The sequence below is a fragment of the Pristimantibacillus sp. Z349TD_6 genome, assembly GCF_056173205.1.
In genome coordinates this window covers 6,177,472-6,190,000 of the sequence record NZ_CM149662.1, presented here as the reverse complement: position 1 = coordinate 6,190,000, position 12,529 = coordinate 6,177,472, and the positions used below count along the sequence as shown (strand labels likewise).

The following is a 12,529-nucleotide window of genomic DNA, read 5'->3' as shown; positions in this document are numbered from 1 at the left end:
GACGTATGAAGGTAATAGATACGAATCTACCAGGCGTAAAGCTCCTGGAGCCTGCAGTTTTTGGTGATCACAGAGGCTTTTTTATGGAAAGCTATAATGAAAAGGTTGCAAATGAAAATGGAATTACAAGTGTATTTATTCAAGATAATCATTCACTATCAGTTGAGGTAGGTGTACTTCGTGGATTGCATTACCAATTAAATCCGAGAGCACAAACAAAATTATTACGTGTTACGGCAGGTTCAATCTATGATGTTGTAGTTGATATTCGCCATGGCTCTCCTACTTTTGGACAGTGGCAAGGTTTTACTCTTAGTGCAGCTAATAAAAAGCAGTTACTTGTTCCCAAAGGTTTTGCTCATGGATTTTGTACACTTGATATAAACAGTGAAGTGCAATATAAAGTAGATGAATTATATTCACCAGAAAATGACCGTGGTATCGCTTGGAACGATCCAGCTCTAGCAATAGATTGGCCTATATCGATTCCGATTTTGTCTGATAAAGACAAGAAACACCCGTTACTTGCAGAAGCGGAAATTAATTTTGTATACGAAAGGTGAGCTAATACCGTGAAATTACTCATAACCGGCGGTGCCGGATTTATTGGTAGCAACTTTGTTTTATATATGCTTAATAATTATCCAAGCTATGAAATCATTAATGTTGACGCACTTACTTATGCTGGCAATCTAGAAAACTTACGTTCAATAGAGAATCTACCGAATTATAAATTTGTCAAAGCAGATATTACTGAACGCACAGAGTTGGAGCCATTATTTGCGTATGGCATAGATGCAGTTATTAACTTTGCAGCGGAGTCTCATGTTGATCGGAGTATATTGCAACCAGATGTATTTGTACGAACCAATATACTTGGTACTCAAACTCTTCTTGACCTTACGAAGCAATATGATGTTAATAAATTTGTACAAGTCTCTACAGATGAGGTATATGGGACATTGGGTGAGACTGGTCTCTTTACGGAAGAGACTCCTCTTGCAGCTAATAGTCCATACTCAGCAAGTAAAGCAGGAGCAGATTTGCTTGTAAGAGCTTATCATGAAACATTTGGAATGAATGTAAATATTACTCGGTGTTCAAACAACTATGGTCCTTACCAATTCCCCGAGAAGCTTATTCCTTTGATGATTCAAAACGCTTTACAAGACAAACTCCTGCCTATTTACGGTAATGGATTGAATGTTCGTGACTGGCTATATGTTGAAGACCACTGCAGTGCTATCGATCTGGTACTTCAAAAAGGACGTAGTGGTGAAGTTTACAACATCGGAGGTCGAAATGAACGCAACAATTTAGAGGTTGTTCGTACAATTCTCGCAGAACTAGGTAAACCAGAATCACTAATTACATTTGTAAAAGATCGTCTTGGCCATGACCGCCGCTATGCAATTGATGCAGATAAAATCCGCAATGAACTAGGCTGGCAGCCAAAGTTTAACTATGAGAACGGAATTAAGGAAACAATTCACTGGTATCTAAATAATAAAGAATGGATGGAACAAATTACGTCAGGCTCTTATCAACAATACTACGATACTCAATACAAGGAGCGTTTGGAGGCGAAAAAATAAATGTCTAGACTAAAAATAGTTGTAACGGGTGCTAATGGGCAACTGGGAAAAGAGTTATCACAGTGGTCGAACATATCCGCCGATATTATTGGACTTAGTCGAGATATCCTTGATATTAAGAGTTTATCAGCTTGTCGCCAAATATTTTCACTTCACAGTCCCGACATCGTCATTCATTGTGCCGCATATACAGCAGTGGATCAAGCTGAATCTGAATCAGATGAAGCTTTTCGAGTAAATGCTGTTGGTACGCGTAATGTCGCTATTGCTGCTAGGGAGATAGGTGCCAAGCTCTGCTACATCAGTACAGACTATGTGTTTGATGGGTTTGGAGTCACCCCTTATCAGGAGTATGACATTACCAACCCGAAGACGGTATATGGTAAGTCAAAATTAGCAGGCGAGCGTCTAGTACAAACATTACATGATCGATATTATATTGTGCGTACATCATGGGTTTATGGTAAGTTTGGAAATAACTTCGTTAATACCATGTTAAAGCTGGCTGAAGAAAAAAGTGAACTTAAAGTGGTTTCGGATCAGCTTGGATCACCAACCTATACGTATGATTTAGCAGAATTCTTAATAGAATTGGTACAGACCGATTATTTTGGAATTTATCATGCGTCTAATACTGGAGTTTGTTCGTGGTTTGATTTTGCAAAAGCAATTTTTGAAGAAAGCGGACATAAAACAATCGTTACTGCTTGTAGTACAGAGGAATTTCCTCGTCCAGCTCCAAGACCAGCTTATTCGGTTATGGAACATAGCGGTATAAGAATTAATGGTTTAAAACTGCTTCGACCATGGAGAGAAGCACTTAATCATTATTTAAATAGTTAATATTAATTAATGATATCGGGGAGGTCGAGGAAGTAAACACTGTCCAAGGCCCCCTTTTTTATATTCTTATATGATAGTTCTGATATTTTGTAATATATGTCTTTTGAGGTATTTAAACATATTAAAGATTTTGATAAACTGTTACTAGATCGAATTTTAAAGAAACGTAGGTGAACTCAGCAAAATGCTTCGACAAAACCAACGGTTTCTGACGCAATTATACATGATGGCAGATCTTATATGCGCTTTGCTTGTATTTTTATTTGCGTATTGGTTAAAGTTTTATATATTGCCTAATATTAAATCACTACCATTTTCTACTTATTTGTTATGGGGAACAGTTTATTCTTTCTCGGCAGTATTAATTGGTTTTTATCTGCAGTTTTATTCCCCTAAGCGTCGAAAAAGATATTCTTATGACATTTGGAAGATTTTTCAGATTCAAACCATTAGTTTTCTTGGTCTGTTAGGCATGTTATATTTCACCCGTGAAGTACATATCTCTCGTGAATTTCTAGCCATTTTCTTTTTCATGAATTTTATCGCCATTGCGTCATACCGATATTGGGTCAAATCGATCCTCGCTTCATTTCGTCGCAAAGGCTTTAATAAACGTTTTGTGCTTATCGTTGGGGCTGGTTCGGTGGGACGCAGTTTCTATACGAATCTGCAGCAGCACCCGGATCTTGGTTATGAGGTAGTCGGCTTTTTGGATGATTATCAAGATGAGCATGCGACTGAGCATCAGTATATGAAGCCGATTATCGGAAGGCTAGATGCTTTGAAGCAAAAGCTGGATATGATGCCTATTGATGAAGTCATCATTGCACTGCCGCTTGAAGCGCATGCGAAGTATGCGGAAATTATTGAAATGTGTGAACGAACGGGCGTGAAGACGCTAATTATTCCTGACTTCTTTGATTTGCTGCCGGCTCGGCCATTTTTTGATAATTTTGCAGGCATCCCACTTATTAATGTAAGGGATATTCCGCTCGATGAGCTGAGCAATCGGATATTAAAGCGCTGGTTTGATATCGCCTTCTCATTAGTAGCGATTGTTATAACGTCTCCAATCATGTTGTTCGCTGTCATAGGGCTAAAGCTTACATCGCCTGGACCGGTATTGTTTAAGCAGGAGCGGATGGGACTCGATCGCAAAACGTTCCATATGTTTAAATTCCGCTCGATGCGTGTATCGACGGATAAAGTATCGGATACACAGTGGACGGTAGAGAACGATCCAAGGCGCACCAAGTTTGGCAGCTTCCTTCGTCGCACGAGTCTGGATGAGCTGCCGCAGTTTTTTAATGTTCTGCTCGGCCATATGAGCGTGGTTGGTCCGCGGCCAGAACGTCCCTATTTCGTGAATCAGTTCAAAGAGGAAATTCCAAAATATATGGTTAAGCATCAGATTAGACCTGGGATAACAGGCTGGGCACAGACCAATGGCTTAAGAGGCGACACTTCCATACAAGACCGTATTATGTTTGATATTTTTTATATTGAAAACTGGACTTTTTTCTTTGATATCAAAATTATTTTCAAAACGGTACTGAAGGGCTTGATTAACAAAAATGCTTACTAACAGCGATTCAGCATGCCGAGTATCGATTATTATTCCTACATTAAATGCAGGGCCAGAGCTGGAAGAGCTATTAGAGCGATTGAAGCATCAGTCGCTTCCTCCATATGAAATCATCATTATGGATTCCTGCTCGGACGACGGAACGCAGGAGCGAGCGCTCATGGCTGGCGCCCAAGTGATGCGCGTTGAACGTCGTGACTTCGATCACGGTGGTACGCGCAACGTTGCAGCGATGCAAGCGCGCGGCGATATTTTGCTATTTATGACGCAGGATGCTCTCCCTTGCAACGATAAGCTTATTGAAGAGCTGACTCGCCCACTTTTTTCTGGAAATAATGTGGCATATGCCTATGCAAGGCAGCTGCCGAGACCAGAAGCTAATGTGCTGGAAAGACTGGCAAGGGAACATAACTATCCGGCACAGTCGCAATTGAAAGCTTATGAGGATATTGAGCAGCTTGGGATAAAAACATTTTTTTGCTCCAACGTATGCTCAGCGATTTGGCGTGAGACGTTTGAGACAATGGGACGGTTTCAGGAGCCAGTCATCTTTAATGAGGACTTGTTTATGGCTGCCAAATGCATTTTGACTGGCTATAAGGTTGCTTACTGCGCAGAGGCTCTTGTTTTTCATTCGCATGACTATTCGATAAAGCAGCAATTCAAGCGTTACTTCGATAATGGAATATCTATGCGATGCAATACATGGATCACGCCTTACAGCGCGGTTGGCAAGGCAGGCTCAAAGCTCGTTAAGCTGCAGCTGAATGAGCTCAATCGAACCCGCAAATGGCATCTGATTCCAAAGCTGATCGCTGAATCAGCAGCAAAGCTGATTGGCTATAAGCTAGGCATGAATTACCGTTTACTGCCGCAGTTTATAACAAGAAGGCTTAGCATGCATCGCCTTATCCTTACTCATATCGAAAATAATAATGCCGGCGTGACATTGAAGCAATAATCCACTCACAAGATTTAGTCATTAATCTGCAATATTTCAAGTTCTAAAGCTCGTCCGATTAATAATAATCGGACGAGCTTTTTTTCATGTTATAAGATTTTATAAGAATAGGTATGTAAGCATGCGTTCAAACTAGAGGGACTTGTAAGACTATGTACGGTAAGGAGAAAACGAGGTGTTATTTTAACTATGGGGTTCATTTGGCTGTCGGCAATATTAATCGTATATATTATTCAGCTCGCTGCGGTATTTGTGATGGAGCATCGTCGTCAAGCACAGTTGACTGCATGGCTTCTCATTACATTTATGTTCCCGTTCATAGGCTTTATAGCCTATATCATGCTTGGGAAAGACTTTGTCAGACGCAGGCGTTTGGAACGATTTAAGCAGGAGAATATACGCTATGCGAATCAATTATCCCAGCAGGTTACAGAGGCAGCGGATATGGAAAATGAGCAGGTTGAGACACAAAAGAAGCTGTTTGCCATGCTTACCGGCTTAGCTCCGTTTCCGATTACCCGTAATAATGAAGCATTCGTTCTGAATAACGGTGATGACACATACGAGGAGATATTGAGAGAGCTGAGGCGAGCGACCCATCATATACATATGGATTATTACACGATTAGAGATGATGAAATTGGCCAACGTTTTTTGCAGGTGTTAACGAGTAAGGCGAGAGAAGGAGTCCAGGTCCGAGTCGTATATGATGGGATAGGAAGCCTGCATTTAAGTGATAAGTATATCGAAGAGCTTCACCTTGCAGGAGTTCGGACAAGCTGCTTTTTACCGCCGCGTATCGCCTTTTTTGACAGAAAATTAAATTATCGCAATCATCGCAAAATCGTTGTAGTAGATGGGACCGTAGGATTTATCGGTGGTATCAATATCGGTGATGAATACTTAGGAAAGGATCCGAAGCTGGGCTTCTGGAGGGATACTCATTTGCGTCTGAAAGGGGACTCCGTATATTACCTGCAGGAGCTGTTCATGAACGACTGGGCCTTCGCGGCAAAAGAAGAGCTGGATGGTAAAGCGTATATGACGCAGCATCATTGCCTAGGAAATGAAAGGGTGCTGATGGTCTCAAGTAAACCAGGACAGCATGCTCATAAGATCGACGAGGTCATGTTTGCTGCGATAACAGCGGCTTTGACGAGGATATATATAACGACGCCTTATTTTATACCTGATTCCAGCCTGCTTATGGGTCTCAGAACGGCAGCACTCAGCGGGGTAGATGTGAGGTTGATTATACCGGGCATTGCAGACTCCAAGCTCGTGCTGCTTGCCACACTATCCTATATGCAAGAGATGCTGGATGCGGGAGTGAAGGTTTATCGTTATGAGAAAGGATTTATTCACTCGAAGGTGATGATTGTAGATCATATGCTGGCCACTGTTGGAACAGCAAATGTTGATATGCGCAGCTTGCTAAGTAATTTTGAGCTGAACGCAGTGCTTTTTGACGAAGGGACGATTAAGAAGCTGGAAACGGATTTTATGGAGGATATGAAGCATAGCCGAGAATTGGACAAAAAGACCTTTATGAATCGACCGAATCGACAAAAGGCAGCAGAAGCATTACTGCGCATGTTATCGCCGCTGCTGTGAACGATGCATGCTTGACTGCGTTTTCGGGCATATTTTTCGAAGGTGGATAAACCATGTTATTACCGCCGCGAATGCGAAATCGGGCCTACACGGTATACGTATTCGCCAAAACAAATGGGAGGGTGTAACTATGACAGATACTAACGACGAGCAAAAACAAGAGGCGGCAGATCCGAAGCATGAGGGTCGAGAGGATTATTTTATGGATATCGACAGGATGGTAAATGAAGGATTGGGCGGCGGCAATGTAACGCTGCAAAACGGCCTTATTGACGAATCAACAACAGATACGATGGAACGTGAATCCAGATAGCAATAGTTCGATGAATTTATAAAAAAGGAGGGGAGACAGTATGGACGTAGCACGCGCGAAGCAAATATACGAATCTGAACAGACAGTTAAAGTTAATCTGGATGAGGATTCGGTCTGGATTGAAAATGTCGACGAGGCGAATGGGATGGCGACCGTTATGGTCGGCAACAATCCTGTGAACACAAAAACGGTATCCTGTGACCGATTGAAGGAAGAAAGTTAATCGTTACAAGCTAAGCAACAAGCAGCTGTACAGAAAAAGAGGCAATCCCAATAATAAATGGGAAAGCCTCTTTTTTTGTTTACCCAATAACCATCTTAACCGCCAAAAGCTTCTCTAAACGCGATACAAAGCTGGTTTCGATCGACTTCCCATAACTCGGCAATTTCAGCGCTGACATTCTCTTCCCACCAGTCGCATTGGACCTTCCGATTGTCTTTATTTTCGTGAACCCAGATCAGGTTGACAATAACCTTTTTAAAATAAAGTTTTTCAGCTTGCTCGATTTTCTCTTTGGATACCCAAACTTTCATGCGCTTCACGGTGCGGTATAGCTCGTTGCTGCAGGCTCTGCGAATTTTACGCGCAGTCGGTAAGCCGGCTGTATGTTTTGGCGCGTTAGCTTTCATTATAGACCGACTCCTCTCTACCCCATATGTATGCGCCCGGAGAGAAGGAGGTCACTCGTTACAGCTGTTTGCCTGCTAATCTACTGTGATATAACCAACCATTGGTCCGCCGTGGCGCATATCAGTATGGGTCAAGCATAAAATAGGATAAGTCCCCTCTTTTTTGGCAGTGAATCGTACAACCGTCGTTTTGCCTTTTAGCACTTCTCCCTTAATGCCAAGCCCTTCAATGACAAAGGGATGGCTTGCCCCACTTACACCACTAATATGCAGCTCAGTTAGTTCATCCTTTTGGACAACAATTTGACCCGGATCCCAGCGATACATTTCATGCTCTTTGCCGTCAGCGGTTTGTGACTTGTATTCAACCGTAACAATCTGGAAAATTCGCGGCTCTGACGGTTGTCCATCTACCTCTTTTGATCTGTCCCAGCTTAAGTAAACGCCGGTGAATACGATAAGGACTGCAACTACAATAAACAGTTGAATTTGTCGTTTACTTACAATAAAGACCTTTGACATGAAACGCTCACCTCATCCATTCGTATCATTTAAGGCTAGTCTATGCAGGGGCTTGTCAGCACATGACAAAAGTGGAAGGTTGTCTGTATCGTATGTTAGAATAGCTTCAGCGCAGTAAAAGCAAGTGAAAGCCATATTTTATGCAGGAAGGCGGATTGAGAACAGGAATGGATTTTATTCATGAAGTATTGGACAATGTATTGCAATGGGTAGAGAGTCTAGGGTACTTTGGTATTTTGATCGGACTATTAATTGAAGTTATACCAAGTGAAATTGTGCTCGGCTTTGGAGGTTATCTCGTATACAAAGGGGATATTTCCTTCTGGGGGGCAGTGTTGTTCGGTACGTTAGGAGCAATTGGGCAAAACTGGATTTTATATTGGATTGGCAGATATGGCGGACGGCCAATCGTCGAGAAATACGGTAAATATATAAAGATCAAACAAAAACATGTAGATATTTCTGAAAATTGGTTTAACAAGTATGGCGTAGGCATCGTGTTCACTGCACGTTTTGTCCCAGTAATGAGACAGGTTATTTCCATTCCAGCCGGTATGGCAAGGATGAATTTTGGATTATTTACATTGCTGACTGCACTTGCATCGCTTCCATGGTCTATATTGTTTATTTATCTGGGCAAATCGCTTGGCGAGAACTGGGACAAAATCGATGAGAAAGCTGCGCCTTATGTACAGCCTGCTATTCTTATCGCAATTGCACTGCTTATTATTTATGTCCTTTTCAAATTTGTACGCTCACGCCGCAAATCGGTATAATAGAACAGTCAACCTTGCATTTTTTTTCTGATGAGCATCCATTAAATAGACGAAAGAGGGATTCATATGAGCAAAAGCATTGCAGATAAACTGGGCAAAGGGATTAGCCCGCAACAATTTATTGACGGCATGACCAAAAATAAAGAGCAGTTTTTGGATTGGTCGGAAAAGTTCGTTTGGACTGACGAAAGCGACAAGGAATATTTTGAATCGCTTAACAATCGTGATGATCTTCGTGTATTGATCCTGATGGCTGATTGGTGTGGCGATGTTGTACGCAACATTCCTGTTGTATTCAAAGCGCTAGAGAACAGCGGCGTTCCGATTGACGTGCTCATTATGGAAGAGCATCTCGACACGATGGATCAATTTTTGACACTTGGCGGCCGTTCTGTTCCTGTCGTTATTGTTGCGGATACAGGCGGAGCAGTGCTAGGCAAGTGGGGACCGCGTCCTACTCATGTTCAGGAAGCAATGCTCGCGTTCAAAAAAGAAAATCCAGACCGTGAAGCAGCCGACTATCAAGAGAAGCTGGCGATTACAAGACAGGAAATTGGCCGTCGTTATGGAGAAGGAACTGCATATCAATCCGTTATTGTGAAAGAGCTCCGCAATTTGTTGGAGTCATTTTAAACGAATATGAGTGAGAATATGAAGATTGAAACTTTTACATTAGGTCCCCTGCAAACGAATGCTTATCTCATTACGGTGAAGGAGCCTGCAACGGCAAGTGGTGAAGAGGGGCAGGAACGCGGCATCGTGATTGATCCAGGAATGAATCCGCGCAAGCTGATCGAGCGCCTTAAAGGTGTGAAGGTGGAGGCAATTTTATTGACTCACGCTCATTTCGATCATATGGGCGGCGTGGATGAAGTGCGAAAGCTCGCTGACTGTCCTGTGTACATCCATGACTTGGAGGCAGACTGGCTAACGGATCCGCGTAAAAATGGTTCAATGAGATGGCAGGATGTAACGCCTCCGCTCTCAACGGACCCCGCTGAATATGCGCTCGCGGAAGGTCAAACCTTATCGCTGCTTGGATTATCTTTCCGAGTCATGCATACACCGGGGCATTCTCCCGGCAGCGTAAGCTTCCTGCACGGCAACCATCTGTTCTCAGGCGATGTGCTATTCAAAATGTCAGTTGGCCGAACGGACCTGCCAGGCGGACGTGAACGTGATTTATATGACTCCATTCGCTTGAAGCTGTACAAACTAAACCCAGAAGTCATTGTATATCCAGGACATGGCGGACGTACGACGATTGGTTTTGAAATGGCGAACAACCCATATACGGGTGCATGAAGCATGAGGAAGGGGCATGACGTTTGGCGGATACAAAGGTACAGCATTTTACAGATGATGTAGAAGAAAATGCGGGAAAATCGAAATTGACAGTGGAACAGAAAGCTGCCGAAAGTCAGCGAATTATTACTGGAATAGCTGCACAGTTATCGATCCCGGTAACAAAAGTGAAATCTGCAGTAGGCTTGCTCGATGAGGGCAACACCATTCCATTTATCGCGCGTTATCGCAAAGAGATGACGGGTGAGCTGGATGAGAATGATCTAAGAGCAATCGAAGAGAAGCTGCAATATATGCGGAACCTGGAAGAGCGCAAGCGTGAGGTTATTCGTCTAATTGATGAGCAAGGCAAGCTGACTGAAGAGCTGCGTACTTCGATTACCCAATCGGTTAAGCTGCAAGAGATAGAAGATCTATACCGGCCATATCGGCAAAAGCGTAAGACTCGTGCGAGCGTCGCGAAGGAAAGAGGACTGGAGCCACTGTCAGAATGGCTGTGGTCACAGCCGCGCAGCGGAGACCCGCTTGTTGAAGCTGCTCGTTATGTGAACGAGGAAAAAGGTGTACCGACCGCTCAGGATGCTTTAAATGGAGCTTCGGACATCATTGCCGAAAATATTGCCGATGATGCATCTATTCGCGCTTGGGTTCGCAAATTTACATTTGATCAAGCGCTAATCAAGACAGAAGCAAAAAATGCTGCTGAGGAAACGGTATACGAAATGTATTACAGCTATCAGGAGCCGGTTCGAAAACTTCCTCCACATCGTGTTCTTGCGATTAATCGTGCTGAACGCGAGGATGTGCTGCGTGTTGCCTTTGATGTTCCTACGGAACGCATTCATGAGCATATCCAGAGAAAGCTGCTTAGAAACGGGACTGCGCAATCTGTACGCGATGTGCTTATATCGGTTATTGAAGACTCGTATAAGCGTCTTATCTCGCCATCCATTGAGCGTGAAGTTCGTGGCGAGCTGACAGAAAAGGCAGAGGAGCATGCCATCTCCATTTTCTCTGAAAACTTGCGCAATCTGCTGCTTCAGCCGCCTGTTCGCGGCAATATCGTGCTTGGAGTTGATCCGGCTTTCCGTACCGGGTGCAAACTAGCAGTCATTGATGATATTGGCAAGCTGCTGGAGGTCGCGGTATCCTATCCCACTCCTCCGAACAACAAAGTGGCTGAAGCTGAGAAGCTTATCAATGGTTTAATTGATAAATACAAAGTAGAATTGATCGTCATAGGCAATGGAACAGCCTCACGTGAGACGGAGCAATTTATTGCTGACTTAATAGGCAAGCGCAAAGCGACCGGAGCGGGTGGTGCTGAGCTTAAGTACATAATTGTCAACGAAGCAGGCGCAAGCGTTTATTCGGCCTCTAAGCTCGCTCAGGAGGAGTTTCCGGCGCTAGACGTCGCAGAGCGCAGCGCAGTGTCGATTGCCCGCAGATTGCAAGACCCGCTTGCAGAGCTCGTCAAAATCGAGCCTAAAGCAATCGGAGTTGGACAATATCAGCATGACGTTAGTCAGAAGCGCCTTGATGAGACGCTTGGCGGTGTAGTTGAATCGGCAGTTAACCATGTTGGCGTCGATGTGAACACAGCATCAGCATCTTTGTTGTCCTACGTGGCAGGCATTAATGCTACGATCGCTAAAAATATCGTGAAATACCGTGATGAAAACGGACGCTTCATTAAACGAAACCAGCTGCAGAAGGTACCGCGTCTTGGCGCAAAATCTTATGAGCAATGTATTGGTTTCTTGAGAATTGCTGAACCAGTCAATCCTCTAGACAGCACGCCGATTCATCCGGAGTCTTATGATGTTGTAGACAAGCTGTTTAGTGAGATGGGCCTTAGCCTTAAGCAGTTAGGCTCAGAAGAGCTAAGAACGAAGCTTGCGGAGCTAGACGCAGATCGTATCGCACCAACGCTTGGCGTGGGCGTACCAACTTTGCGGGACATCATGGATAGCTTGCTTCGTCCGGGTCGCGACCCGCGTGAAGAGCTTCCTCCTCCGATTTTCCATACTGATGTACTGAATATCGAGGATCTGGCTCCAGGAATGGAGCTTCACGGGACGGTGCGGAATGTCATCGATTTTGGTGCTTTTGTCGATATCGGCATCAAAAATGATGGACTCGTTCATATTTCACAGCTTAGCGATAAATTCGTTAAACGTCCGATGGATGTTGTATCTGTCGGTGATACGGTGACGGTATGGGTGCTTAGTGTCGATTCGAAAAAAGGCCGAGTAAGCTTGACGATGCGCAAGCCTAACTAACGGTTTCCATATATAAAGGGCTTGCCTGTTAGGAGGCAAGCCCTTTATAATTTAACAAGTGCATGGGCATCGCCTACTACCCTACAAAAGGAGTGAGATGACT

The 12,529-nt window shown here is 43.6% G+C and carries 14 protein-coding genes; 12 read left to right on the top strand and 2 right to left on the bottom strand.

The window, feature by feature from the left end; all coding sequences use genetic code 11:
- Positions 1-5: 5 nt before the first annotated feature.
- The 8 genes from rfbC (at position 6) to AC0VYE_RS26975 (ending at position 7,134) form a co-directional block, all read left to right on the top strand.
- Entirely contained in the window at positions 6-563 is a 558-nt protein-coding gene (gene rfbC, locus AC0VYE_RS27010) for a dTDP-4-dehydrorhamnose 3,5-epimerase (protein ID WP_475443624.1), read from the top strand.
- Between the two features lie 9 nt (positions 564-572).
- Positions 573-1,595 carry a dTDP-glucose 4,6-dehydratase gene (gene rfbB, locus AC0VYE_RS27005; protein ID WP_475443622.1) on the top strand — a complete coding sequence of 341 codons (1,023 nt, stop codon included), beginning with the start codon at positions 573-575 and terminating at the stop codon, positions 1,593-1,595.
- Positions 1,596-2,438 carry a dTDP-4-dehydrorhamnose reductase gene (gene rfbD, locus AC0VYE_RS27000; RefSeq protein WP_475443620.1) on the top strand — a complete coding sequence of 281 codons (843 nt, stop codon included), beginning with the start codon at positions 1,596-1,598 and terminating at the stop codon, positions 2,436-2,438.
- Between the two features lie 184 nt (positions 2,439-2,622).
- Positions 2,623-4,023, top strand: a complete 1,401-nt coding sequence (locus tag AC0VYE_RS26995) for an undecaprenyl-phosphate glucose phosphotransferase (RefSeq protein ID WP_475443618.1) — start codon at positions 2,623-2,625, stop codon at positions 4,021-4,023.
- A complete protein-coding gene (locus AC0VYE_RS26990) occupies positions 4,013-4,984 on the top strand; it encodes a glycosyltransferase family 2 protein (protein ID WP_475443616.1) in 972 nt (323 codons plus the stop codon). The genes AC0VYE_RS26995 and AC0VYE_RS26990 overlap by 11 nt, the downstream gene beginning before the upstream one ends.
- A 189-nt stretch (positions 4,985-5,173) precedes the next feature.
- Positions 5,174-6,598, top strand: a complete 1,425-nt coding sequence (gene cls, locus AC0VYE_RS26985) for a cardiolipin synthase (RefSeq protein WP_475443614.1) — start codon at positions 5,174-5,176, stop codon at positions 6,596-6,598.
- A 130-nt stretch (positions 6,599-6,728) separates the two neighbouring features.
- Positions 6,729-6,911 carry a hypothetical protein gene (locus tag AC0VYE_RS26980; protein ID WP_076271822.1) on the top strand — a complete coding sequence of 61 codons (183 nt, stop codon included), beginning with the start codon at positions 6,729-6,731 and terminating at the stop codon, positions 6,909-6,911.
- Between the two features lie 40 nt (positions 6,912-6,951).
- On the top strand, positions 6,952-7,134 hold the full coding sequence (locus AC0VYE_RS26975) for an H-type small acid-soluble spore protein (RefSeq protein WP_475443613.1): 183 nt from the start codon (positions 6,952-6,954) through the stop codon (positions 7,132-7,134).
- Between the two features lie 95 nt (positions 7,135-7,229).
- Here the strand turns inward: AC0VYE_RS26975 and AC0VYE_RS26970 are convergent, their stop codons facing one another.
- Together AC0VYE_RS26970 and AC0VYE_RS26965 are read right to left on the bottom strand one after the other, a co-directional pair.
- Positions 7,230-7,541: a dehydrogenase gene (locus AC0VYE_RS26970; RefSeq protein ID WP_076271824.1), complete on the bottom strand. Its 312-nt coding sequence runs from the start codon at positions 7,539-7,541 to the stop codon at positions 7,230-7,232.
- Positions 7,542-7,616: 75 nt separating this feature from the next.
- Positions 7,617-8,063 carry a cupredoxin domain-containing protein gene (locus AC0VYE_RS26965; RefSeq protein WP_441876396.1) on the bottom strand — a complete coding sequence of 149 codons (447 nt, stop codon included), beginning with the start codon at positions 8,061-8,063 and terminating at the stop codon, positions 7,617-7,619.
- A 167-nt stretch (positions 8,064-8,230) separates the two neighbouring features.
- Here AC0VYE_RS26965 and uptA point away from each other — a divergent pair, with 167 nt between their 5' ends.
- From uptA to AC0VYE_RS26945, 4 genes are all read left to right on the top strand, one after another.
- Positions 8,231-8,839: an undecaprenyl phosphate transporter UptA gene (gene uptA, locus AC0VYE_RS26960; RefSeq protein ID WP_076271826.1), complete on the top strand. Its 609-nt coding sequence runs from the start codon at positions 8,231-8,233 to the stop codon at positions 8,837-8,839.
- Between the two features lie 66 nt (positions 8,840-8,905).
- A complete protein-coding gene (locus AC0VYE_RS26955) occupies positions 8,906-9,472 on the top strand; it encodes a thioredoxin family protein (RefSeq protein ID WP_076271827.1) in 567 nt (188 codons plus the stop codon).
- Between the two features lie 18 nt (positions 9,473-9,490).
- Positions 9,491-10,144: an MBL fold metallo-hydrolase gene (locus AC0VYE_RS26950; RefSeq protein ID WP_076271835.1), complete on the top strand. Its 654-nt coding sequence runs from the start codon at positions 9,491-9,493 to the stop codon at positions 10,142-10,144.
- 23 nt (positions 10,145-10,167) lie between these two features.
- A complete protein-coding gene (locus AC0VYE_RS26945) occupies positions 10,168-12,426 on the top strand; it encodes a Tex family protein (RefSeq protein WP_475443609.1) in 2,259 nt (752 codons plus the stop codon).
- The last annotated feature ends 103 nt before the right edge of the window (positions 12,427-12,529 follow it).

Coding starts and splice junctions, on each gene's coding strand:
- rfbD (WP_475443620.1), top strand. CDS start 1,596: ATGTCTAGACTAAAAATAGTTGTAACGGGTGCTAATGGGCAACTGGGA.
- rfbC (WP_475443624.1), top strand. CDS start 6: ATGAAGGTAATAGATACGAATCTACCAGGCGTAAAGCTCCTGGAGCCT.
- AC0VYE_RS26970 (WP_076271824.1), bottom strand. CDS start 7,541: ATGAAAGCTAACGCGCCAAAACATACAGCCGGCTTACCGACTGCGCGT.
- AC0VYE_RS26955 (WP_076271827.1), top strand. CDS start 8,906: ATGAGCAAAAGCATTGCAGATAAACTGGGCAAAGGGATTAGCCCGCAA.
- AC0VYE_RS26980 (WP_076271822.1), top strand. CDS start 6,729: ATGACAGATACTAACGACGAGCAAAAACAAGAGGCGGCAGATCCGAAG.
- AC0VYE_RS26975 (WP_475443613.1), top strand. CDS start 6,952: ATGGACGTAGCACGCGCGAAGCAAATATACGAATCTGAACAGACAGTT.
- cls (WP_475443614.1), top strand. CDS start 5,174: ATGGGGTTCATTTGGCTGTCGGCAATATTAATCGTATATATTATTCAG.
- AC0VYE_RS26990 (WP_475443616.1), top strand. CDS start 4,013: ATGCTTACTAACAGCGATTCAGCATGCCGAGTATCGATTATTATTCCT.
- uptA (WP_076271826.1), top strand. CDS start 8,231: ATGGATTTTATTCATGAAGTATTGGACAATGTATTGCAATGGGTAGAG.
- AC0VYE_RS26995 (WP_475443618.1), top strand. CDS start 2,623: ATGCTTCGACAAAACCAACGGTTTCTGACGCAATTATACATGATGGCA.
- AC0VYE_RS26950 (WP_076271835.1), top strand. CDS start 9,491: ATGAAGATTGAAACTTTTACATTAGGTCCCCTGCAAACGAATGCTTAT.
- AC0VYE_RS26965 (WP_441876396.1), bottom strand. CDS start 8,063: ATGTCAAAGGTCTTTATTGTAAGTAAACGACAAATTCAACTGTTTATT.